Annotated in this window: 24 protein-coding genes and 3 tRNA genes; 25 read left to right on the forward strand and 2 right to left on the reverse strand. The window is 60.9% G+C overall.

Features of this window, described 5'->3' with window-relative positions:
* Positions 1-54: 54 nt before the first annotated feature.
* Positions 55-258, reverse strand: a complete 204-nt coding sequence (locus ACTQ1E_RS04000; RefSeq protein ID WP_195838599.1) for a hypothetical protein — start codon at positions 256-258, stop codon at positions 55-57.
* Between ACTQ1E_RS04000 and cpaB the strand changes: the two genes are divergently transcribed.
* The 22 genes from cpaB to proC all read left to right on the forward strand — a co-directional run bounded on the left by cpaB (position 245) and on the right by proC (position 18,854).
* Entirely contained in the window at positions 245-904 is a 660-nt protein-coding gene (gene cpaB, locus ACTQ1E_RS04005; protein WP_427719097.1) for a Flp pilus assembly protein CpaB, read from the forward strand. The two genes, ACTQ1E_RS04000 and cpaB, sit on opposite strands and share 14 nt — an antisense overlap.
* On the forward strand, positions 904-2,541 hold the full coding sequence (locus ACTQ1E_RS04010; RefSeq protein ID WP_441564883.1) for an AAA family ATPase: 1,638 nt from the start codon (positions 904-906) through the stop codon (positions 2,539-2,541). The genes cpaB and ACTQ1E_RS04010 overlap by 1 nt, the downstream gene beginning before the upstream one ends.
* A complete protein-coding gene (locus tag ACTQ1E_RS04015; protein WP_441015631.1) occupies positions 2,538-3,866 on the forward strand; it encodes a CpaF family protein in 1,329 nt (442 codons plus the stop codon). Before ACTQ1E_RS04010 ends, ACTQ1E_RS04015 begins: the two co-directional genes overlap by 4 nt.
* Positions 3,839-4,765: a type II secretion system F family protein gene (locus ACTQ1E_RS04020; protein ID WP_441564886.1), complete on the forward strand. Its 927-nt coding sequence runs from the start codon at positions 3,839-3,841 to the stop codon at positions 4,763-4,765. Before ACTQ1E_RS04015 ends, ACTQ1E_RS04020 begins: the two co-directional genes overlap by 28 nt.
* Complete coding sequence (locus ACTQ1E_RS04025) at positions 4,762-5,403, forward strand: type II secretion system F family protein (protein ID WP_441564888.1); 642 nt, start codon at positions 4,762-4,764, stop codon at positions 5,401-5,403. The genes ACTQ1E_RS04020 and ACTQ1E_RS04025 overlap by 4 nt, the downstream gene beginning before the upstream one ends.
* A 10-nt stretch (positions 5,404-5,413) precedes the next feature.
* Complete coding sequence (locus ACTQ1E_RS04030) at positions 5,414-5,647, forward strand: hypothetical protein (RefSeq protein WP_427719148.1); 234 nt, start codon at positions 5,414-5,416, stop codon at positions 5,645-5,647.
* A gap of 293 nt (positions 5,648-5,940) precedes the next feature.
* Positions 5,941-6,171 carry a hypothetical protein gene (locus ACTQ1E_RS04035; RefSeq protein ID WP_441564890.1) on the forward strand — a complete coding sequence of 77 codons (231 nt, stop codon included), beginning with the start codon at positions 5,941-5,943 and terminating at the stop codon, positions 6,169-6,171.
* A 1-nt stretch (position 6,172) separates the two neighbouring features.
* Positions 6,173-6,391, forward strand: coding sequence for a hypothetical protein (locus tag ACTQ1E_RS04040; RefSeq protein WP_154517649.1), 219 nt, complete (start codon positions 6,173-6,175; stop codon positions 6,389-6,391).
* On the forward strand, positions 6,327-6,863 hold the full coding sequence (locus tag ACTQ1E_RS04045; RefSeq protein ID WP_441540458.1) for a TadE/TadG family type IV pilus assembly protein: 537 nt from the start codon (positions 6,327-6,329) through the stop codon (positions 6,861-6,863). The genes ACTQ1E_RS04040 and ACTQ1E_RS04045 overlap by 65 nt, the downstream gene beginning before the upstream one ends.
* 76 nt (positions 6,864-6,939) lie before the next feature.
* Complete coding sequence (locus ACTQ1E_RS04050; protein ID WP_441564892.1) at positions 6,940-9,000, forward strand: hypothetical protein; 2,061 nt, start codon at positions 6,940-6,942, stop codon at positions 8,998-9,000.
* A complete protein-coding gene (locus ACTQ1E_RS04055; RefSeq protein WP_441564894.1) occupies positions 9,000-9,476 on the forward strand; it encodes a hypothetical protein in 477 nt (158 codons plus the stop codon). The genes ACTQ1E_RS04050 and ACTQ1E_RS04055 overlap by 1 nt, the downstream gene beginning before the upstream one ends.
* Entirely contained in the window at positions 9,473-9,832 is a 360-nt protein-coding gene (locus tag ACTQ1E_RS04060) for a DUF192 domain-containing protein (RefSeq protein WP_441564896.1), read from the forward strand. Before ACTQ1E_RS04055 ends, ACTQ1E_RS04060 begins: the two co-directional genes overlap by 4 nt.
* 158 nt (positions 9,833-9,990) lie before the next feature.
* Positions 9,991-10,063, forward strand: a tRNA-Phe gene (locus tag ACTQ1E_RS04065).
* Positions 10,064-10,665: 602 nt separating this feature from the next.
* The gene (locus ACTQ1E_RS04070; protein ID WP_441564898.1) at positions 10,666-11,727 is read left to right on the forward strand and encodes a glycoside hydrolase family 5 protein; all 1,062 of its coding nucleotides are present in this window, start codon (positions 10,666-10,668) and stop codon (positions 11,725-11,727) included.
* Between the two features lie 6 nt (positions 11,728-11,733).
* The gene (gene rsmI / locus ACTQ1E_RS04075; protein ID WP_441564900.1) at positions 11,734-12,612 is read left to right on the forward strand and encodes a 16S rRNA (cytidine(1402)-2'-O)-methyltransferase; all 879 of its coding nucleotides are present in this window, start codon (positions 11,734-11,736) and stop codon (positions 12,610-12,612) included.
* A gap of 69 nt (positions 12,613-12,681) precedes the next feature.
* A complete protein-coding gene (metG, locus tag ACTQ1E_RS04080; protein ID WP_154517665.1) occupies positions 12,682-14,283 on the forward strand; it encodes a methionine--tRNA ligase in 1,602 nt (533 codons plus the stop codon).
* Positions 14,284-14,390: 107 nt separating this feature from the next.
* Complete coding sequence (rsmA, locus tag ACTQ1E_RS04085; RefSeq protein ID WP_441564902.1) at positions 14,391-15,251, forward strand: 16S rRNA (adenine(1518)-N(6)/adenine(1519)-N(6))-dimethyltransferase RsmA; 861 nt, start codon at positions 14,391-14,393, stop codon at positions 15,249-15,251.
* Positions 15,241-16,158, forward strand: coding sequence for a TatD family hydrolase (locus ACTQ1E_RS04090; protein ID WP_441564904.1), 918 nt, complete (start codon positions 15,241-15,243; stop codon positions 16,156-16,158). Before rsmA ends, ACTQ1E_RS04090 begins: the two co-directional genes overlap by 11 nt.
* Before the next feature lie 43 nt (positions 16,159-16,201).
* Positions 16,202-16,288 (forward strand) — tRNA-Leu (locus ACTQ1E_RS04095).
* Positions 16,289-16,594: 306 nt separating this feature from the next.
* Entirely contained in the window at positions 16,595-17,533 is a 939-nt protein-coding gene (locus ACTQ1E_RS04100; protein ID WP_441564906.1) for an SPFH domain-containing protein, read from the forward strand.
* A 6-nt stretch (positions 17,534-17,539) separates the two neighbouring features.
* Positions 17,540-18,010 (forward strand): 23S rRNA (pseudouridine(1915)-N(3))-methyltransferase RlmH, encoded by a 471-nt coding sequence (gene rlmH / locus ACTQ1E_RS04105; RefSeq protein WP_370450649.1) that lies wholly within the window; start codon positions 17,540-17,542, stop codon positions 18,008-18,010.
* Positions 18,011-18,083: 73 nt separating this feature from the next.
* Complete coding sequence (gene proC / locus ACTQ1E_RS04110; protein WP_441564908.1) at positions 18,084-18,854, forward strand: pyrroline-5-carboxylate reductase; 771 nt, start codon at positions 18,084-18,086, stop codon at positions 18,852-18,854.
* A 20-nt stretch (positions 18,855-18,874) separates the two neighbouring features.
* Here the strand turns inward: proC and ACTQ1E_RS04115 are convergent, their stop codons facing one another.
* The gene (locus tag ACTQ1E_RS04115) at positions 18,875-19,048 is read right to left on the reverse strand and encodes a DUF6724 family protein (protein WP_195838594.1); all 174 of its coding nucleotides are present in this window, start codon (positions 19,046-19,048) and stop codon (positions 18,875-18,877) included.
* A gap of 111 nt (positions 19,049-19,159) precedes the next feature.
* On the opposite strand from ACTQ1E_RS04115, the gene serS reads away from it, so the two are divergent.
* The 3 genes from serS (at position 19,160) to ACTQ1E_RS04130 (ending at position 21,144) form a co-directional block, all read left to right on the forward strand.
* Positions 19,160-20,443, forward strand: coding sequence for a serine--tRNA ligase (serS, locus tag ACTQ1E_RS04120; RefSeq protein WP_427729163.1), 1,284 nt, complete (start codon positions 19,160-19,162; stop codon positions 20,441-20,443).
* A 172-nt stretch (positions 20,444-20,615) separates the two neighbouring features.
* Positions 20,616-20,993: a hypothetical protein gene (locus tag ACTQ1E_RS04125; protein WP_441564910.1), complete on the forward strand. Its 378-nt coding sequence runs from the start codon at positions 20,616-20,618 to the stop codon at positions 20,991-20,993.
* A 74-nt stretch (positions 20,994-21,067) separates the two neighbouring features.
* A tRNA-Arg gene (locus ACTQ1E_RS04130) sits at positions 21,068-21,144 on the forward strand.
* The last annotated feature ends 133 nt before the right edge of the window (positions 21,145-21,277 follow it).

The raw sequence follows: 21,277 nt of genomic DNA on the forward strand, positions 1-21,277 counted from the left end.
TGACAGCCGTCTTCCAACTGTGCGGGAGGCGGCTTTTTTACTGGCGATGCGCCCTTAAATGAGCGTTTTGCCGACGCGCTGACCAAAACCTTGCCGCGGGCTTGACGGGTTGGTCAGCTCTTGGCTGGTAATTGGTTTGACACTTAAAACCAAGATGGTGATCGCGCTGTTTTGTTGCTTGGCCGCTCGGACAATAGTGGTACGGGCATCCCATCCGCCCAGTGCTGTCTTGAGAGGAGCTGCCGTGAACAAGAGCAAGCGCATCGCCATCAGTCTGGCAGCGGGCGTGCTCGCCGCGGCACTCTGCATGGTTTACGGGTCATCGGTTCGTTCGCGGGCTGAGCAGGCCCAGGCCGAAACCTTGGCCAAATACGGCGGCGATCGCGTCGAAGTTTGCGTTGCCGCACGTGATATCGATGTGGGTGAGACCCTCGACGAGACCAATGTCGTAACCCAAGAGTGGCTCGCGAGCCTGCTGCCGCGCGATGCGGCGACCGAACTGCGCCAGGTGCGTGGCGACGTGACGACCTCGCGTATTCCCAAAAATGCCGTGGTCTGCGATGTCTACACCAAAGCCGAGAGCCATACGCTCGAGGTGCCCAAGGGCAAGGTTGCCGTTTCGGTGGCGGTCGATGCCGAGCATTCGGTGGGCGGAGCCGCAGGCGTGGGCAGCTACGTGGATGTGTACGTGCAAAAAGACGGCGTGACCGACCGGCTGTGCGGCGCGTATGTGATCGATACCAGCGACGAGGCCGGTGCCACGCGCGAAGGCAAGGTCGAGTGGGTGACGCTGGCGGCCGACCCCAAAGACGTCAAGGAATTGCTGGGAGCCTCGGGCAAGGGAACGGTCAGCTTGACGATTCCCGCCACGGCACGCGGCAAAAAGAGCGGAGGCGACGAGTGATGAAGGCGATCTGGCTTGCGTGCTGCGCGTGTGGCGATTACGGACTGCTGCAGCAGGAAGTCGAGGGCCGCGATGCGGGCGCGCAGGTGCTTCGCGTGGGCGACCTAGACGGGTTGGTGTCTATGGCTCGGGCGTTTCCTTCGCGCCGTGGCGCTGCCATTATCGCGGCATCCCTGTTTGATACTAAAGATGTGAGAGAGACCGTCGCGCGCCTGACTGCCGAAGGACGCGTGAGCCGCGTCGTGGTGTTGATAGAGGCGCTCGATCCGTCGGATATCGAGGGGCTGTTTCGCGCGGGGGCGACCGAGGTCATCGCTGCGCACAGCATATGCGGCAGCGGACATGTGGGCGAGGGAGCGGTTGATTCCGATTGGGGCGTGTCGCCTGAGCCCGATGTTTTTGTTGATAGGGAACCCGGGGCGCCTCGCGCTACAAGAGGCCCGCGTGTTGATGACTATGGGAAAGCGGAAGCCGAGCATGTTCGGCGCCCCCCGGGCCCCCTTGCGTGTGATGACGCCGGAGCGTCGGTGCCGTATGGCGAAGACCTCCTGGCCGTAGATATGGGATACGTGCACGGCGTGAGCCTGGCCGATGGACTCGATGAGGTCGAGGGCCTTGTCGCGGGTGATGGTCCGCACGTCGACGTGACAGCGGAATCCCCAGTTCCGCCCCTACCGTTTGAGCAGCCTGCCGTGCCGGCGTGGACGCAGCACTTGGGTGCGGCTGGCGAGACGGGGGCGTTGCCGCCTACGTCGTCAGCCCCTGCGCCGCTGGCAGACGCTGCGTCGACGTCGCATCGAGCTCCGGTCATCTGCGCCGTCTCGGGATCGGGCGGCTGTGGCAAGTCGACGATTGTCGCCACGATGGCGCATGCCGCTTCGTTGCTGGGTCTGCGAGCTGCCGTACTCGATTTGGACCTAATGTTTGGAAATCTCTATGACTTGCTGGGCGCCGATGCCCCGCATGACATGGCGACACTTATCGAGCCGTCGGTCACGGGCGCACTTGCGGAGCCAGATGTGGTCGCTGCATCGATGCGCGTTGCCCCAGGCGTTACGCTTTGGGGGCCTGTCGCAGCGCCCGAGCGCGCCGAGCTCATGGCGCGTCCGGTAGAGCTGCTGCTCGACATCTTGCGTCGTGAGTCCGACGTGGTCCTTATCGATACCTCGGTCTTTTGGGGCGATGCCGTGGCGGCTGCGGTGGCAGCGTGCGACCGTTGCCTTGTCGTGGGTGATGCGGCAGTTTCTTCCGCGACGTCTGCAGCGCGCGTCATTGAGCTGGCGAGCCGTGTGGGCGTGCCGCGCACGCGCATGAGCGCCGTATTCAACCGATTTGGCGCGCGTGGGGCGGACGAGGATGTCGCCATGCGCTTTGAGATTGCCTGTGCGTTGAGCTCCAAGATTCGTATCGCCGATGGCGGGCAGGATCTCGCCGCGCTCATGGCGTTTGGGCGCGCTGACGAGGCAGTGGGGCAGACCAGCGCTTTCGCGACCAGCGTGCGCGAGGCCACGCGTGAGATGCTCGTGGAACTGGGGTGCGCCGTCGGCCCTTGGAGCGATATGGTCGCCGACCGTGCAACGCGCACCGAACGCCCGCGCATCCGCCTTCCCTGGTCGCGTGAGGGTGATTGCCGATGAGCCTGCAAACGAGAATTAAAGCAGCCGGTGCGGCAGCGGCGACGGCACCTGTCGATGTGGGACGGCGCCGTGCGGTCAAGCGCCGCACCAAGCGGGCCGTGATGGACCGCGTGGGCTACGACGAGGTGGCACGCATCAGTGCCTACATCGATCCGGTTCTTGCCCGCTCGGAATTGCGTCCTGCGGTGGAGGCGGCACTCAACGTGGAAGAACCGACCGACCTGGCGACGCCCGAGCGTGAGACCATCATCAACGAGATCTTGGATGACGTGGTGGGCTTGGGCCCGCTGCAGCCGCTCATCGAGGACGACACCGTCACCGAGATTATGGTCAACGGTTGCCGCTCGGCTTTCTTTGAGCGCGGCGGGGTCTTATACCCCATCGAGCATGCGTTTGAGGATGACGAGCAGATTCGCGTGCTCATCGACCGCATCATCTCGCCGCTGGGCAGGCGTATCGACGAGCGCAGTCCCATCGTCAACGCCCGCCTCAAGACAGGTTATCGCGTCAACGCGGTGATTCCGCCCGTGGCGATCGATGGGCCGATCCTCACTATCCGCAAGTTCTCGGATCGCATCTGTTCGTTGGACGAGCTTGTGGGCCTGGGGTCGCTGCCGCTTTGGTATGCGCAACTGCTTTCGTGTGCGGTGTCGCTGCGCCAAGATTTGGCGGTTGCGGGCGGTACGGGGTCGGGCAAGACTACGCTGCTCAACGCGCTATCGTGCGAGATATCTACCGGCGAGCGCATCGTGACGATCGAGGATTCCGCCGAGCTCAAGTTCGCGCATCACCCGCATGTGGTTCGCCTGGAGGCGCGCGAGGCTTCAATTGAGGGTGAGGGTGCGGTGACAATCCGCGACCTGGTGACCAACGCCCTGCGTATGCGTCCCGACCGTATTGTGGTGGGTGAGGTACGCGGTGCGGAATGTTGCGACATGCTGCAGGCCATGAACACCGGGCACGATGGGTCGCTCACCACGCTTCATGCGGGCACCGAGCAAGAGACCGTGGTGCGTTTGACGCTGCTTGCGCGCTATGGCATCGATCTGCCGAGCGAGCTTATCGAGGAACAAATCGCTATGGCGCTTGACGGCATCGTGATGTCCGAGCGCCATGCGGACGGCCGGCGTTTTGTGTCCTCCTATTCGGGGGTGCGACGCGGCGCGTCGGGTGGCGTGGAACTCGAGCGCTACGTGACCTTCGATGCCGCCGAGCGCACCTGGACCCTCAACCGCGAGCCGCCGTTTATCGCAGAGGGCTTGCGCTCGGGAACGCTTACGCAGGAGGAGGTGGACGAATGGAGGTCGTTGTGCCCCTCGTCGTAGGGGGCCTTGCCGGGTTTTCGGTCGCGACGGTATGCGGAGTGGAGCCTCATGTGCCGAGGGTGCCGCCGGCGGAGCTGGTGCGCCATATGTTTAAATCGGTGGCCGAGAAGCTGCCACGCGAGCTGGTGAAAAATGATCTGCTGAAAAAGATCGCCCGCTCCTGGGTATCGTTGGTTCCCGTGCGCCGCATCGGTCTTGTCGTTGAGGATGATGCTTCACGCTTAGCGTTCCTGTTGCTATCGAGTGGCGTCTGCTGCCTTGCACTTGCCGTGGTGTCGCTATCGCCCATCGGCTTTGTTTTGGGAGCGGTTGCGCCCTTTGCCGCGGGCGCCGCACGCGACATCTTTGACCACCGACGCGAGCAGCGCGATGTGGAGGAAGCCATGCCCGAGGCCTTTACGGCACTTTCCATGTCGCTTGCCTCGGGACATTCGCTGGCCCAGGGCATGCGGTTTGTGGGCGCTCACGCGCAAGAGCCGGTGCATACCGAGTTTCTGCGGGTGGCGGCGGCGATCGACTGTGGCATTTCGGCTGCCGATGCGCTCGACGACCTGCTTGTCCGCATCGACGCCCCCGGGCTTTCGCTTGTCACGTTGGCGCTCAAGGTGTCGCAGCGGACCGGTGCCCCGCTTGCCGATCTGCTGTCCGAGGCGTCGAGCATGGTGGGGGAGCGTATTGAGCTTAAGCGCCGCCTGGATGTCAAAACGTCGCAGGCGCGCATGTCGGCGCATATGGTCGCGGCGATGCCGGCGGGTATGTGCGCGGTGCTGGCCCTGCTTTCGGCAGATTTTCGCTACGGTCTCGCAACGCCGGTAGGCGCCGGTGCCGTGGTTCTGGGGCTTGCCCTTAACGGCGTCGCCCTAATGGTTATCCGACGCATTATGCGGGTGGAGCTGTGAGCGCCCTGGTTGCCGCCGCGGCTTGCCTGTGCGCCTTCGGCGTATTTGTCGCGACGGGCCTGGAGCACTCGGATGTGCGCAAGACCATGGAGATTTTCAGGGGCGAGGCGGTGCTGGTCGTTGCTGCGGCCCATTCGGTGATCGATGCCGCTATTGCGCGGGTGAGGGGCGCATTTGGCGTGGACAACTCAGCGCAGGTTTCGCTCGGCGAGGTGTCCGAGATGATTGATGTGGTGCGCCTGGGGCTTTCCGCCGGCCTTTCGTTCGATGCGGCGCTCGAGATCTTTTGCGCCAATCGTCGATCGGCGCTGACTGTTCGGCTTGAACGGGCATGCATGGCGTGGCAGGTGGGCGTGGGAGCGCGCGAGGACGAGTTGTTGGCGGCCGCGCAGGACCTGGACGTGCGGGCGCTCGAGACCTTTGCCATTACGGTGGGTCAAGCGCTCGCCCTGGGTGCCCCGCTTGCCGAGACCCTTGCTGCCCAAAGTCGCGAGATCCGCGCCGCCCATCGTGCCGCGGTCGAGCGCGAGATTGAACGAGCGCCCGTCAAGCTGCTGATTCCCACCGGCACGCTCATCTTGCCGGCACTGCTGTTATCCATATTGGGCCCGCTGCTGGGAGCAGGCGGGATGATGTAGGGAGGAATACATGAACAAAATGGCTGACGTTATGGGTAGGGTTTGGAGTCGGACGCTTTATCGTGCAATGCGTTCCTGTCAACGTGCCAAGGCGCTGGTGCAGGAGGAAAGCGCGCAGGGTACCACCGAGTACGCCATCTTGGTCGGCGTGCTCGTGGTAATCGCGATCATTGCCATCGTTGCATTTAAGGGCAACGTCGAAAAGCTATGGAACGCGATCAAAGACGGCATCAACAGCCTGTAGAAGGCGGGCATTCTGTTGGCGTGCTGCTGGTGCTCGCTTGCCTGATTGTGGCGATTGCGGCGACGCTCTGGGGGCTGAATGCCGTGCGACAGCAGCGTTCTGGGGCCGTCGCGGATGGGAGCTCGGGCGCGGTGGCGCCTCCCGATGACAAAGCGCGGGACACGGCCGACAGGGATGCCGCCGTCGCGGCACAAACTTTTCTGCGCGCCCTCGACGAACGGGCGGATGCTGCGGCGGGTCCATCTGCGGACAACGCAGTCGCAGCCCGGCTGACATGGGCCGAGGAGCGGCCGATGACCGAGGCAACGGCGGATATGTTACGCGCCTACCGCGAGGTGCCAACGGCCCAGCTCGCCCTGAGCGGCTATCTCGATATTAAGGGCAACGTATGGGGCGCCATCGTGCGCGATGGGCGCGGCTGGGTCGATATGGTGACGGTTGCTGCGGATGCCGGCGACGCCTCGTGCCGCTTACGCGCGGTGCGCTTGGTTCCGCAAGCATCGGGGTCAAAGGAGGGATCGTGAAATGCTTGACGTTTTGCGCGAGGAGTCTGCCCAATCGACCGTTGAGTACGCCATCGTCACCATGGCGCTGCTTTCCATCGTGCTGGCGATTGCGGGGCTTTGGCGCGCCGGCACCGACGGACGCTTGGCGGCGTTGGCTGCACGGGCGGCGTCCCATGGCGTCGCCTCGACATCGGTTATCGACGCCGCCGCAGGCGCCAAAGACATCGCGCTCTATTGATATCGCGCGCGAGGATTGGGCGCAGTCCACGGTCGAGGCCGCTTTTTTGCTGGCGACGTTTTTGACGCTCATCCTGCTTGTGCTGCAGCCGGTGTGCCTGCTCTATACGCGTGCGGTCATGGAGTCTGCCGCCGCCGAGACGGCGCGGCTCATGACCACGACGACGGCGGAGGACGACGACCTCAAGGAGTTTGCCCGCCGCCGTCTCGCCGCGGTGCCCGATGTCTCGATCTTTCACGCCGGCGGACCGCTGTCGTGGGATATCGAGCTTGGCCGGGCGGGCGCAGGGGGCGTTTCGTCTGTATCTATCGCGGGTGATGTAAAGCCGCTGCCCGTGATCGGCGCGTTCGCGCAGGCCATGGGCAATGTGGGGGGAGGAGGAAATGTTGAGTTGAAAGTCGACGTTTCGTACCGATCGCGTCCCGGATGGCTGGAGGGAGACTATGATTCGTGGATTGCCGCGTGGGATTAGGCGTCGCCTGCTTCGAATGATGCGAGGGCTCGTGTGCCGTTGCCGGTCGAATGCCCGCCGCAAGCGGGGCGGCTTCATGGGCCGCTCCGGTATCGACTTGTTTATCGAGGACGGTGCCTACACTACGCTTTCTTCGGCGGTCGTCATACTTGTGGTGCTTACGCTGCTGTTTTCGTCGACGGCGGCGATATGGAGTATGTCGCGTGCCGGGGATACCCAGGTGGCGGCCGATAGCGGTGCTCTGGCGGGTGCCAACGTGATATCGTCCTACCATACAGCAGCCACGGTGGTGGATGCGAGCATTTTGAGCTTGGGCTTGGCGGGGTTTGCCACAATCGGCACCGGCTTGGTTGCCATGCTGGTGCCGGGTGGGAAAATAGCCGCAAGCGATATGGTCGATACCGGGATTGAGATTATTAAGACGCGCAATAGGTTTGCCAAAAGTGCGTCGGAGGGTTTGCAAAAAGTCGAAACGGCTCTGCCATATCTGGTTGCCGCGCGAGCTACGCAGGCTGTTTCGGCGCAGGATACCGATAACGTGACCTATACCGGCACAGCGCTCGCCGTGCCCAGGACATCGGAGTCGGACTTTGTTGCGCTCAAAGGGTCAGAAATCTCGACCGATGCCATCGAGAGCACCTCAAAAGACCTTGACTATGCTGCCAAGGAACTGAAGAAAGCGTCCGAGAAAACGTCAAAGGCCAAGGAACGCGCCTGGCTTGCCGACTGCGGCGGATCGGACAGAGGCGCAGTCGGAAGCTGTTCGTGCATGTGGGAACGCGCGAGGAGCTTGGCGAAGCTTTCGGATATTGAGAATCCGCACTATGCCTCGAGTGTCACATGGGAGCCGCAAGTGTCGCTCGATCGCGCGAAGGCCTATTACCGCCGGCGCCTGGCAAATGAAAGGCCGCTTGGTGGGGGTGTAGAGATGGAAGCGGAGTCTGTCGCGCGCAAAGCGTTTTACGCTTATGCAATCGAAGAACTCGATCACTCGTATATTAAAGATGATGGTGAAAAAATCTTATCCCAGATCCCATTCCTGCCACGCACTCCAGATGAGGTGAAGGGAACCCAGCTCTACACCGATGCCATGTGGCCTACGAGTGATATTGGCGGCAAGACATACCTGCACTATGGGACCGGATGCCCCAACTATAAGAATGGGTCGCCGGGCGGGTTGGCATCCGTCGTCGATTACGATGGCCACGATGTGTGCGAGGAGTGCCAATTTGACGTCGTTGACCTGGGTCGCGCCCTCATGCCTCCATCATTTATCGAAAACGGCTTCGAATACCACTTTGACAAGTTCAAAGACGCCCTGGAAGATTACGTCGAATGTCGCAACAAAGAGCTCGAGCTTATGCGTCAGACCGAGGACGAGGCCGATCGCGCGGGTAATGCGTTTGACCAGGCCATCAAGGCGCTTTCGGGCGAGCGGCCGCGTATCGCCCCGCCCGGCCGAAACGGCGTGGTCGCCTTTGCGGTCTCGGGCGATATGACCAGTCCCGGTAAGCTCAACTCTTCATTCAATAAGCCGGTTACGCTCGGCAGTCGCGGTGCAATCTCTGCCGCGGTCTTGGCTCCCGACAACGCGACGGCGCAAAACAACGTGCTCTCGCGGTTTTTCTCGACACTGGAAGAGCGCTCGGGCGGCGTTGCCGGCGTACTCGATGGCGTCATGGATGTTTGGGGACGCCTGCTTGTGGGATACGGAGACATCCAAGGTTCGGCCGACGAACTTATGGACGAGATGATTAAAGACCTAGGAGGGGGCAGCGGCGCGTTGGGCTCCATTGCATCGTGGCTCGGCGATACCGTTTCGGCGTCCGTGGCGGCGCTGGGTTTGGAACCGTGCGACTTGCGCCTGCGAAAGCCGGTGCTGACCGATTCCGCTAACGTCATTAAGAGTCCGGGGTCTGACATTGCCGGTCTCTCTCAAGCGCAAGACAAACTGCGAAGTATTCCGTTGGGCGTGACCGATCCCAAGGCGCTTTGCGAGGCGTTGGAATATCAAGTCGAACGCACCATTAGCGGTACAGTGTTCACACTTGCGGAGATTCCGTTGCCCGGCGGTGGTTCCATCCCGCTTACCGTCGATGTCGCCACGCTGGTTGGCGCTCTGGGCGGTGGGTCGTAATGAGTATCCGCATGCGTCTGCGCGAGGAGCGCGCCCAGGCGACGGTCGAGATGGCAGTGGTCGCTCCCGTTTTGCTGGCGCTTGCGCTCATTGTGTACAACGTCATGGTCTTTGCCGGCGCCGTTGCGCGCTTCGATCGCGTGGTGCCCGATATCGTGCTGGCGCACGCTGTGGCGCCGGAAGGGGAGGGCGACAAGAGCTCTGTCGATGCCTCGGTGCGTGTCCAGTCCGAGATTCAGGCGGCTATGCAGGGCTATGATCTGCAGGTCGAGGTCTCGAGCGAGCAGAGCTCGGCGTCGTCTGACGGCGGCTTGCTCTCTCTGTCCGGGACGTTTAGGACCTATGCCTGCGTCATGTACTATGAGCCGTGGCCTAGATTGCTTAGCATTGCCGGCGTTTCTCTGGGGACGCCGGCGAAGCTGTCGCACGAGCGCGCGGTTACGGTCGATCCGTGGCGACCGGGGGTGGTCATGTGAGCGCCGTCTTGTCTTATATCGCCTACGCGCGTGCGCTCAATAGGCTCGGTTGGTCGCCGGCAGAGTTTATGGTGGCAGAATCGTTTGGCGCACGCTTGCGCGGCATGCTGGGCCGCGTGCCGATTACGGCTGACGGACTGCCGCTCGTCATGGCGTTTCCGTGCTGCTCTTCGGTCCACACCTGTTTTATGGCTTATCCCATCGACATTGCCTTTATTGATTGCAGCGGCAATATCCTTGCACGCTACGAAAATGTCCGCCCCTGGCGCATGTGCTCCTGTCCCGGTGCTTGGGCGGTGCTGGAACGCCTTTCAATCCTTGTATCGCCCACTGTCTTGCAACGAGTGCAGGCTTGAAGGCCCTGAGCGAAAAACTTCTTGCGGCCGGTTGATGTCTCTGACGTGCTGCTTTACAGAACCGAGGCGGTGTCCAAAAACTTTTTTCAAATTCTCGGTTGACCGGAGCGCGTCCTTGGTTATACTAATCAAGCCTTGAAACAAGGCACACCTCAAATGGCTGGGTAGCTCAGTTGGTAGAGCAGAGGACTGAAAATCCTCGTGTCAGGGGTTCGATTCCCTTCCCCGCCACCTTGAATTGACTAGGACCTCTGCGAAGGGGTCCTTTTCTTTTATGTAGCCCCCGCACGGAATCGAACCCCGCGAGGGCGCGGAGCTGAGGAAACGCGATAGCGTTTGCCAGCGTAGCTCGCAAGGCGCGCAAGCGCCGCAGCGGTCCGTCCGCGCAGCGCGCGGACGCGATTCCCTTCCCCGCCACCTTGAATTGACTAGGACCTCTGCAAAGGGGTCCTTTTCTTTTATGTGGACCCGCGGAAAACGCATCCCAGAATTTCAATCCTGAGCGGGATGCGCTTTCCGCTTTAGGGGCGCTTGGGAAAATGCGACCCGGAATGACGTGAAATTACGGGACATGCTTTCCGGTTGGGCCTGCTGGCGGAAAATGCATTCCATTATTGAGCAAAAAACGGGATGCGCCTTCCGGCGCCTGCCTTCGGCGTGCGTGCACATCTTGGCGTACCATCTCGGGTGTGCCCGCCCAGACATTACTCCTACTTTTGCGCCACTTTGCAGACCGTTCGATCGGCTGTCCGTGTGCGCGGGTATACTCAAAACGATACTTTTCCTATGCAATACGATGCGGGTTCGCCCTGCACGATTCGAAGGGGGCCGTGATGGAGAGGATACTCGGCGTTAATCTCTCTGGCTGGTTTATTCCCGAGCCTTGGGTGACCCCGTCGCTGTACGCGGCGACAGGTGCGTCCAATGCGGCGGAACTGCAAGAAGCCATGGGCACTGCTGCCTATAACGAGCGCATGCGTCGCCATTATGAGACATTCGTAAGCGAAGATGATTTTCGCCGTATGGCGCAGATTGGTCTCAATGCCGTGCGTTTGCCGGTGCCCTGGTATGCCTTTGGCTCGCAGGAGTCCGATGCGTCCTACATTTCGGTTATCGACTACATTGACCGTGCAATTGAGTGGGCTGCCAAGTACGACATTCGCGTGCTGCTCGATCTAGCGACTGTGCCCGGTGGCCAGGGCGATTCCAACGATTCGCCCACCACGCCGGAGGCTGTTGCCGAGTGGCATTCGTCCACCAACGGTCGTCACGTTGCGCTCGATGTGCTGGAGCGTTTGGCCGATCGCTACGGCGAAGCCGAAAGCCTTCTGGGCATTGAGCTGCTGGATACGCCGCAGATGAGTGTCCGCAAGAGTCTCTTTACCATGACGGATGGCATTCCGGCCCACTACCTGCGCAATTTCTATCGCGATGCTTACGAGCTCGTCCGTTCGTATATGCCCGAGGATAAGATCGTCGTCTTCTCCTCGTCGGGACATCCCGGCGAGTGGAAGCATTTTATGCGCGGCGCCAAGTACAAGAACGTCTGCATGGACCTTCACCTGTACCATTACCGCGACGAGCATGCGCTCGACATCACGAGCCCCCGCGGGCTGACGACGGCGATTTCCCGCAACAAGCGCGAGCTTAAAGAAGCGATTTCGACAGGGTTCCCCGTGCTGGTGGGCGAATGGTCGGGCGCGGCGATCTTTGCCAACTCGTCGGTTACGCCCGAGGGCCGCAATGCCTACGAGCGCGTGTTTATCGCCAATCAGCTGGCTTCGTTTGCGCCGGCTGCCGGTTGGTTCTTCCAAACGTGGAAGACCGAGAAACGCATCGCAGCATGGGACGCCCGCGCGGCGCTCGGTACGCTCGAGCGCGGCATGATTGAATAGGTTGATATGACGCAAAACAGCGCCCATACGGGCAAACTCTATGTGGTCGGAACACCCATCGGCAACCTGGGCGACCTGTCTCCGCGCGTTGGCGAGGCGTTTGCCGCCGCCGATGCGATCTGCTGCGAGGACACGCGCGTGACCTCAAAGCTGCTGATGCACCTGGGCATTTCCAAGCCGCTTGTCCGTTGTGACGAGAATGTGATCGCCAGCCGCGCCGCCGGCCTGGTTGACCGCCTGCTGGCGGGTGAGACCCTTGCCTTTGCCTCGGATGCCGGCATGCCGAGCGTGTCCGATCCCGGCCAGGCGCTGGTCGAGGCGGCGCGTGAGGCCGATGTGCCCGTCGAAGTTATTCCCGGGCCCTCTGCTTGCGTCACGGCGCTCGTTTCGTCCGGTATTCCCTGCGAGCATTTTTTCTTCGAGGGCTTTTTGGGCCGAAAGCACGGCGACCGCGTGCGCCGTTTGCAGCGCCTTGCCGTGGTGCCCGGCGCACTCATCTTCTACGAGTCTCCACATCGCATCGTGGCGACGCTCGAGGCCGTGGCGGAGGTCTTTCCCCAGCGCGAGGTTGCCGTCTGCCGCGAACTCACCAAGCTGCACGAGGAGGTCTTGCGCGGGCCCGCCGCCCAGCTTGCCGAGGGGCTGCGTGCTCGCGGCGAAGTAAAGGGCGAGATTGCGCTGGTCATTGCGCCACCGAGTGAAGACGAGGAGGCCGGCATCGTGCCGGTTGGCGCAGCGGCAGCGGATCCCGACGAGGCCCTGCGCGCGGATATCCGCGCCGCGCTCGAGGAGGGGGAGCCCGCCTCTGCGGTGGCCAAGCGTCTGTCTCAGAAGTATTCACGCCGCAAGCGCGATGTCTATGCCATGGTGCTCAATATGCAATAGATGGAGGATATCCAGCCCTTGCGTTAGAATCATCCCCTGTATGCAACGTTTTTCTGGAGGACAAACCCCATGGATCAAAGCAAGCCTTCGTTCTTTATCACGACGCCTATCTACTACGTCAATGCCGATCCGCATCTGGGCACGGCTTATTCCACCATCATCGCCGACGTCCAGGCTCGCTATCGCCGCTCCGCCGGCTATAACGTCAAGTTCCTGACCGGCATGGACGAGCACGGCGAGAAGGTCGCCGAGGCCGCAGCCAAGCATGGCATGACGCCGCAGGAGTGGACCGACAGCCAGGCTCCGCACTTCAAGGAGCTTTGGAGCAAACTCGAGATCTCCAACGACGACTTCATCCGTACCACCGAGCCGCGCCAGCATCATGCGGTGCAGTATCTGTGGGAGCGCATGAAGGAGTCTGGCTACCTGTATAAGGGCAGCTACGACGGTTGGTACTGTGTGCCCGACGAGACTTACTTTACCGACACGCAGGTCCAGAAGGGTGACGAGGAATACGGCAGCGTCGGCCAGCACCTGTGTCCCGACTGTCATCGTCCGCTCGAGCGCGTGCAGGAGGAGTCCTACTTCTTCAAGCTTTCCGCTTTCCAGGACAAGCTGCTCAAGCTCTATGACGAGCATCCCGATTTCGTCGAGCCTGCATTCCGCATGAACGAGGTGCGTAGCTTTGTCGAGGGCGGCCTCAACGACCTTTCCGTGAGCCGTACGAGCTTTGACTGGGGCATCCAGGTTCCGTTCGATGAGGGCCATGTGACCTATGTGTGGTTCGACGCGCTGCTCAACTACATGACGGCTGTCGGCTACGGTGTCGACACCGACGAGGCCCGTGCCGAGCTGGCCTATCGCTGGCCTGCGCAGTTCCACATTGTGGGCAAGGACATCATTCGCTTCCACTGCGTCATTTGGCCCGCTATGCTCATGGCCATTGGCGAGGCTCTGCCCGAGCACGTCTTTGCCCACGGCTTTCTGACCGTGCGCAATGCCGAGACTGGCAAGGCCGAGAAGATGTCCAAGAGCCGTGGCAACGCCATTGCCCCGCAGGATGTTATCGACATGCTGGGCGTCGAGGGCTATCGCTACTACTTTATGACCGACGTGGTCCCCGGCACCGACGGCGCTATCAGCTTCGATCGCATGGAGCAGGTCTACAACGCCGATCTCGCTAACAGCTGGGGCAACCTCATCTCGCGTTCACTCAACATGAGCGGCAAGTACTTTGACGGTTGCGCGCCCGCCAAGCCCGCATCGTTCGATGCGTTCGATAACCCGCTGGCAAAGATCGCCGATGGCCTGGCCGAGCGCTACATGGCCAAGATGGACGTGCTCGATTACGGTGGAGCCAAAGACGAGGTTATGGAGCTCATCCACGCCGCCAACCACTACATCGAGGACTCCGAGCCCTGGGCACTTGCCAAGGACGAGGCCAAGGCCGACGAGCTGGCGTTTGTGATCTACAACCTCCTCGAGGCCATCCGCATTGCCGCTCACCTGCTGATGCCGCTCATGCCCCAGACTTCTACCGAGGCCCTGCGCCGCCTGTCGTGCGAGGACGAGGCCGCGAGCGACGACCTCAAGGGCATTTGCGCTTGGGGTTTGCTTGCCGGTGGTCAGCCCGTCGAGAAGGGTGAGCCGCTGTTCCCGCGTCTGGGTTAAGACGCCGCGCGCCATATCGGCAATCTGCTGTTTAGGTGTAAGGGCATGGCCGCAACGGTCCATGCCCTTTTGTTTCAAGACGCCGCCACCATGTTAAGGAGGCAACTATGACAACTTCGCCTTTGGCAAACCCCACGGCAACAAGGGAGCTGCTGGAGGAGTTTGGCCTTGCGACCAAGCATCGCCTGGGCCAGAACTTCCTGATCGACAACCATGTGATCGAGCGTATTTGCGAGCTTTCCGAACTTGCGGGCGATGAGCGCGTGCTCGAGGTTGGTCCGGGCGTTGGAACGCTCACGCTTGCGCTGCTTCAGGAGGCGGCGTGCGTCACGTCGATTGAGGCCGATCCCGAGCTCGAGCCGGTGCTCGACGCCCATGCCACCGACTATGCCAACTTCCGCTTTATCATGGGCGACGCGCTCAAGGTGTGCCCGGAGCAGATTGAGCAGGCCGCGGGCGGTGAGCCGACGGTATTTGTCGCGAACTTGCCCTATAACGTGGCAGCGACGATCATTCTGCAGTTCTTCCAGACGATGCCCGCGCTCAAGCGCGCCGTCGTCATGGTTCAAAAGGAGGTTGCCGATCGCATTGCCGCAACGCCGGGCAACAAGACCTACGGCGGCTATACGGCAAAGCTCGGCCTGTATGCGCAGGTGACGGGTCGCTTTGAGGTGCCGCCGCGCTGCTTTATGCCGGCGCCGCATGTGGATTCGGCCGTCGTGCGCATCGACCGTGTCGACGGCGTAGCGCCCGAGGGGCTTGATCGCGAGTTTGTGGCCCGCGTGATTGACGCTGCGTTTGCTCAGCGTCGCAAGACCATCCGCAATTCCATGAGCGCCAACGGCTTTGCCAAGGACGCGCTCGATGCCGCCTTTGAGGCTTGCGGCATCGCACCCAGCACGCGCGCCGAGACGCTTGGCGTTGCCGATTTTGTCCGTCTAGCTCAGGAGCTAATCCATGATGCCTAATGACGAGCGCGTGACGTTTACCAAGAAAAAGAAGACGGTTGCTTGCCCCGTGCCCTTGGCGCCGCTTGCCGATACGCATGCGCACTTGCTCTCGTTTTGGGGCAAGGAAGTACCCGAGACGCTTGTGCGCGCCAAGGCTGCAGGCGTCGACCTGTTGGTGACGATCTTTGATCCCATTGCCGACAAACGCAGCGTGACGGACTATAGCGACTGGCTGGTGCGCGAGATTTTACCGATGCGGGATATTCCGCAGATAAAGTATCTCGCCGGTGTGCACCCCTATGGCGCGCCGGACTATACCGATGACATTCATGCACAGGTCGTTGCTGCGCTTGATGATCCCTTATGCGTTGGTATCGGCGAGATCGGTCTGGACTACCACATGGATTACGACGACGACATTGCGCCGGCGCCCCACAGCGTGCAGATCGACTGTATGGCACGTCAGCTCGAAGTTGCTGTGCGTCGTAACGTGCCGGTGGAGTTGCATCTGCGCCACGAGGATGCGGATGGGGAGCGCTCCTCGCATGTGGATGCGTACAACGTGCTGCGCGAGGTGGGTGTGCCTCAGGCCGGTTGCGTGCTGCACTGCTTTGGCGAGGATCGCGCCACGATGGAGCGCTTTGTGGGTTTGGGCTGCTATATCGCCTATGGCGGCGCGGCCACCTTTAAGCGCAACAATGATGTGCGCGAGGCATTTGCGTCAACCCCGCTCGATCGAATTTTGTTCGAGACGGATTGCCCGTATATGGCTCCGGAGCCCATTCGCGGTCTTGAGTGTGAGCCGGCAATGATTTCCATCACGGCAAACGCGCTGGTTAACGACCGTGTCGATCGTACCGGCGAGAACGCCGAGGCAATTGCGCAAGCTGCGTGGGACAATGCCTGCAAACTTTTTCAAAAATAGTTCTTGCGTTCACGGTGGCGCTCCGTTATTCTAATTCCTGCACGCGGGCGTGGCGGAATTGGCAGACGCGTACGGTTCAGGTCCGTATGGGGGCAACCCCATGAAGGTTCAAGTCCTTTCGCCCGCACCATTGATTGAAAGAGCTCCCAGCAATGGGAGCTTTTTTGTTATGGGCCCATCGCAGGGACTTGAACCTGCGAAGGAGCGAGCGTCAAGAAAACGCGGAGCGTTTTTAGCGAGCTGGCGAGTCCGCCGGCAGGCGGGCGAAGCCGGTGCGGATCCGCGCAGCGGATACGCGGACGTCCTTTCGCCCGCACCATTGATTGAAAGAGCTCCCAGCAATGGGGGCTTTTTTGTTATGGGCCTCCTGATGGTGTCACATGGCTGCTTTGTGCGGGTATCCTAGTGCCAACGTGTGCCCATCGGAGGAGAGACCATGCTGTTATCCGGTATTATCGCTGCCCTTACGAGCCTTCTACTTCCCATCATCATTTTGTTGCTACTGCTTCCCAACGCCTGCTATGTCGTTGAACAGCAGCATGCTGTGATCATCGAGCGCCTGGGCAAGTTTAACCGCATCGTCAACGCGGGTTTCCACATGAAGGTGCCCGTGATCGACCGCAAGGCCGCCACGGTGAGTCTGCGCACCATGAAAAACGGTTTTGGGATCGACGTTAAGACCCAGGACAACGTGACTATCGGCCTTGAGGTCTCTGCTCAGTACCACGTGAGCTATGACATGGGAGCCGGCCCGGCAGATTCGGGCATCTACAAGAGCTACTACATGCTGCAGGAGCCCGTCGACCAGATGCGCGACTTCATTACCGATGCCCTGCGCTCTTCCATCCCTGTCTATACCCTTGATGAGGTCTTTGCCAAGAAGGATGACATTGCCAAGGACGTCAACGCCACCGTATCCGAGCAGATGGCCGCCTACGGCTTTACCCTCGTGTCGACGCTCATCACCAAGATCGCGCTGCCGACCGAGGTCGAGAACTCTATGAATGACATCAACGCCGCCCAGCGTAAGCGCGCTGCTGCGCAGGAGCTCGCTGAGGCCGACCGCATCAAGCGCGTTACCGAGGCGACCGCCGAAGCCGAGGCAATGGAAAAGGCTGGCGAAGGCATCGCCAACCAGCGCAAGGCCATCGCGCTGGGTATCAAGGATTCGCTCGAGATTATCCAGGAGACGGGCGTCGGCAACGATGAGGCCAACCAGCTGTTCATGTTTACGCAATGGTCCGAGATGATGACGGAGTTCGCTCGCATGGGTAAAACATCGACGGTCGTGCTGCCGAGCGACTTTTCGCAGTCGGCCTCTATGTTCGAGCAGATGCTGACCGCCGGCAAAGTTCAAAACGATTCGAAGGAGTAGGCGCGCGTGAAGTGCACCGTTGTATGCGTCGGTAAGCTCAAAGAGCGTTTTTGGAAGGATGCCTGCGCCGAGTACACCAAGCGCCTGGGCGCCTATGCCAAGGTGGATATGCGCGAGGTGGCCGATATCGACCCGGCCAAGGCGGGCGGCGTGGATGCCGCGCGCGACAAGGAGGGAGCGGCGATTCTTGCAGCCCTGCCGCCCCGAGCGCATGTGATTCTGCTGGCCATTGAGGGCAAAGAGCGCTCGAGTGAGGAACTCTCGGCGCGGCTCGATGATCTTATGTTGCGAGGCAACAGCGACATCGCCTTTGTGATTGGCGGATCGGACGGCGTGAGCGACGATGTTCGCTCACGAGCTGACGAAATGCTCAGCTTTGGACGCATTACCTTGCCGCATAACTTGGCGCGCGTGGTGCTGCTGGAGCAGGTCTACCGCGCCTGCAAGATTAGCCGTGGTGAGCCGTATCACAAATAGGTCGGCAACACGAAACAATGCCGTGGGACAATAGCTCTCGATTTGAAGAACCTGTCTGAGAGGACTATGAGATATGAAGATTGGATTTGTCGGTTTTGGCAATATGGCGAGCGCTATGGCCGATGGCTGGATTGCCGCCGGTGTGGCTGCGAGCGACATGTGTGCCTGCGCGGGCCGCTACGATGCCCTGGTTGAGCGCTGTGAGGCGCGCGGGATACTTGCCTGTCGTGATGCGGCGGAGGTTGTCGCTGTATCCGATATCGTGGTTGCTGCGGTCAAGCCGTACATGATCGAGAAGGTCTTCGCTCCGCTCAAGGATACTCTTGCCGATAAGGTCGTCCTTTCGGTCGCCTGGACTTGGGACAGTGCCAAGTGGGAGCAGGTCCTGCCGGGTGTCGCGCACATCTCGACGGTCCCCAATACACCGGTTTCGGTGGGCGAGGGCGTCATCGCCTGCGAGAAGTCCTCTACGCTCAACGGCGAGCAGCGTGCCGTGGTGCTCGACCTGCTCGGAAAGCTTGGCACTGTCGTTGAGCTCGATACGAGCTTGCTGTTTGTGGGCGGTACCGTGGGCGGTTGTGCCCCGGCATTTGTTGCCATGGCGATTGAGGCCCTGGCCGACGCGGCCGTCAAGCACGGCATTCCGCGCGCTGACGCCTATCGCATTGTGAGCCAGATGGTTCTGGGTACGGCGAAACTGCAGCTTGCAACTGGTCAGCATCCTGCGGCGATGAAGGATGCCGTGTGCTCGCCCGGCGGCGCAACCATCAAGGGCGTCGTCGCACTCGAGGACGCCGGCATGCGCAGCGCCCTGGTCAAGGCCATCGACGCCACCCTTCAGTAAACCTGTCCCTAAATGGCAGGTTAGTCCCAGAAGCTGTCTTGATCTTCTTCGGATTTGGGCCCGCGGTCGACGTAGAGCTTATGGGTGCGCTTCTCCATTACAAAGGCAAGAATCGCAAACAGCAGGATGCCGCCGGCGAAAAGGATGGCAAAACCGGTGCGGGTGCCAAACAAAAAGGAAAAAACTGCGTCCATTGGGTGCCTTCTTGCGTAGTTGAGTTGGGTCGTAAACGCTCATAAGTATATACTTGCCCATACATGTACAAGGTTGCAACCTAAATGGAATGTATATCGCCGGAGGATCTAATGCTTGATATCAAGTTTGTTCGCGAGAACCCCGATGCCATCGATACCGCCATGGCTAACCGCCAGACGTCTTGGGATCGCGAGAAGTTCTTTGAGCTCGACGATGAGCGTCGTGCCGTCATCACCGAGGTCGAGGAGCTCCAGGCCACGCGTAATGCCGAGTCCAAGAAGATCGGCGCCCTGATGAAGGAGGGCAAGAAGGACGAGGCCGAGGCCGCCAAGGAGGCCGTGCGCGCCGTCAACGAGAAGATCGACGGTCTGGCCGAGCGCCGCACCGCTCTCGAGCAGGAGCAGTACGACTTTATGGCTCACCTGCCCAACATTCCTTGCGAGGCCACCCCGTACGGCAAGGACGAGGACGAGAACATCGAACGCCGTCGTTGGGGCACCCCACGCGTGTTCGACTTCGACTTTAAACCGCACTGGGATCTGGGCACCGACCTCGACATCCTCGACTTCGAGCGCGGCAACAAGCTCTCCGGTAGCCGCTTCACCGTTCTCGGTGGCGCCGGCGCCCGTCTGGAGCGCGCCCTCATCAACTTCTTCCTCGATACGCACACCAGCCGTGGTTTTAAGGAGTGGTGGCCGCCCATCGTCGTCAAGCGCCAGACCATGTTTGGCACGGGCCAGCTGCCCAAGTTCGAGGACGACGCCTATCATGTCTCGGGCGATAACTTCCTGATCCCCACCGCCGAGGTCGTGCTTACCAACCTGCACGCCGGCGAGGTTCTCGATGCCGACACCCTGCCGCGCCGCTACACCGCCTTCACCCCCTGCTTCCGCGAGGAGGCCGGCTCCGCTGGTCGCGACACCCGCGGCATCATCCGCCAGCACGAGTTCGACAAGGTCGAGATGGTCAAGTTTGCCAAGCCGGAGGAGTCCGACGAGGAGCTCGAGAGCATGACCGCCGAGGCCGAGTTCCTGCTTCAGCAGCTGGGTCTTCCGTATCGCGTGATTAGCCTGTGCACCGGCGACCTGGGCTTCTCTGCCCGTCAGACCTACGACATCGAGGTCTGGCTGCCGAGCTACAACGCCTACAAGGAGATTAGCTCCTGCTCCAACTGCGGCGACTTCCAGGCTCGCCGCGCCAACATCAAGTATCGCGATCCCGAGAACTTCAAGGGCTCGCGCTACCTGCACACCCTTAACGGTTCCGGTCTGCCGGCTGGCCGCACCATGGCCGCCATTCTGGAGAACTACCAGAACGCCGACGGCACCATTACGATCCCCGAGGTTCTGCGTCCTTACATGGGCGGCCTCGAGAAGATCGAGCCGGTCGCGTAGGTTTGCTGCATAAGCGATTTGCGGGGGCGCCCCTATCCGGGGCGCCTTTTTTGTGCGCGGAGCCTTACCATGTCGCGCGGACAGCTCAATAGAAAATACACGAACAAATGTTCTGTATACGGTCGTCTACCTGCTATGCTTTTACTAGATACGAGCGAGAGAAGGGGATGTGATGGACCTGTTTGATGAGCGGGTAGTTTTGTTTGAGAGCGATGAAGGTGGGGAGCACCTGCTAGTTACGTGTGAGCCATCGGGTATGGGTGGCTTGGTGGTGAGGCAAGCGAGCGAGGGTCCGTTGACCCAATGGTGCTTTGAGGAGTCGCCACATGTAGTTGAGACCTTTGTGACGCACGAAGGGCTTGCAACACTCGAACGGTTCTATGGAGTCGGGACTTCTAACCAGGTGGCACGCATGCTGAGTATCTCGTTTGCCGAGTATGATTGCGCCCAGCGGGTGCGCTCGCTATTGAGGAATCTCGGTGTTGGGTTCGATGTGGTTGAAAAGCCGATCGATCGTATGGGAAACGGTGATACATGCGGAGCTGCATGAGGAAAATGGTCTAGAAAAAAATCAAGATTGTGCTTGACTCCAATTAACTAAAATGGTTTCATATGTCTTGCGCTGCGGCGTTACCTCAGCTGGATAGAGGGTCTGACTACGAATCAGAACGTCATAGGTTCGAATCCTATACGCCGCACCAATCGAACTTGAAGCCTCCGGCAACGGGGGCTTTTCTTTTTTGGAAGCCATGCACGGATTCGAACCTCGGTCGAGGCGCGAGCGTAAAGAAAACGCGGAGCGTTTTTAGCGAGCGGGCGAGCGCGCCGGCAGGC

The sequence above is a fragment of the Collinsella sp. LCP21S3_C7 genome (assembly GCF_052118485.1).
Lineage (GTDB): Bacteria > Actinomycetota > Coriobacteriia > Coriobacteriales > Coriobacteriaceae > Collinsella.

Coding starts and splice junctions, on each gene's coding strand:
- ACTQ1E_RS04055 (WP_441564894.1), top strand. CDS start 9,000: ATGAGTATCCGCATGCGTCTGCGCGAGGAGCGCGCCCAGGCGACGGTC.
- ACTQ1E_RS04015 (WP_441015631.1), top strand. CDS start 2,538: ATGAGCCTGCAAACGAGAATTAAAGCAGCCGGTGCGGCAGCGGCGACG.
- rsmI (WP_441564900.1), top strand. CDS start 11,734: ATGACGCAAAACAGCGCCCATACGGGCAAACTCTATGTGGTCGGAACA.
- ACTQ1E_RS04045 (WP_441540458.1), top strand. CDS start 6,327: ATGGCGTCGCCTCGACATCGGTTATCGACGCCGCCGCAGGCGCCAAAG.
- serS (WP_427729163.1), top strand. CDS start 19,160: ATGCTTGATATCAAGTTTGTTCGCGAGAACCCCGATGCCATCGATACC.
- proC (WP_441564908.1), top strand. CDS start 18,084: ATGAAGATTGGATTTGTCGGTTTTGGCAATATGGCGAGCGCTATGGCC.
- ACTQ1E_RS04020 (WP_441564886.1), top strand. CDS start 3,839: ATGGAGGTCGTTGTGCCCCTCGTCGTAGGGGGCCTTGCCGGGTTTTCG.
- ACTQ1E_RS04030 (WP_427719148.1), top strand. CDS start 5,414: ATGAACAAAATGGCTGACGTTATGGGTAGGGTTTGGAGTCGGACGCTT.
- ACTQ1E_RS04125 (WP_441564910.1), top strand. CDS start 20,616: ATGGACCTGTTTGATGAGCGGGTAGTTTTGTTTGAGAGCGATGAAGGT.
- ACTQ1E_RS04100 (WP_441564906.1), top strand. CDS start 16,595: ATGCTGTTATCCGGTATTATCGCTGCCCTTACGAGCCTTCTACTTCCC.
- ACTQ1E_RS04090 (WP_441564904.1), top strand. CDS start 15,241: ATGATGCCTAATGACGAGCGCGTGACGTTTACCAAGAAAAAGAAGACG.
- ACTQ1E_RS04035 (WP_441564890.1), top strand. CDS start 5,941: ATGACCGAGGCAACGGCGGATATGTTACGCGCCTACCGCGAGGTGCCA.
- ACTQ1E_RS04050 (WP_441564892.1), top strand. CDS start 6,940: ATGGGCCGCTCCGGTATCGACTTGTTTATCGAGGACGGTGCCTACACT.
- ACTQ1E_RS04010 (WP_441564883.1), top strand. CDS start 904: ATGAAGGCGATCTGGCTTGCGTGCTGCGCGTGTGGCGATTACGGACTG.
- metG (WP_154517665.1), top strand. CDS start 12,682: ATGGATCAAAGCAAGCCTTCGTTCTTTATCACGACGCCTATCTACTAC.
- ACTQ1E_RS04115 (WP_195838594.1), bottom strand. CDS start 19,048: ATGGACGCAGTTTTTTCCTTTTTGTTTGGCACCCGCACCGGTTTTGCC.
- rsmA (WP_441564902.1), top strand. CDS start 14,391: ATGACAACTTCGCCTTTGGCAAACCCCACGGCAACAAGGGAGCTGCTG.
- ACTQ1E_RS04040 (WP_154517649.1), top strand. CDS start 6,173: ATGCTTGACGTTTTGCGCGAGGAGTCTGCCCAATCGACCGTTGAGTAC.
- ACTQ1E_RS04070 (WP_441564898.1), top strand. CDS start 10,666: ATGGAGAGGATACTCGGCGTTAATCTCTCTGGCTGGTTTATTCCCGAG.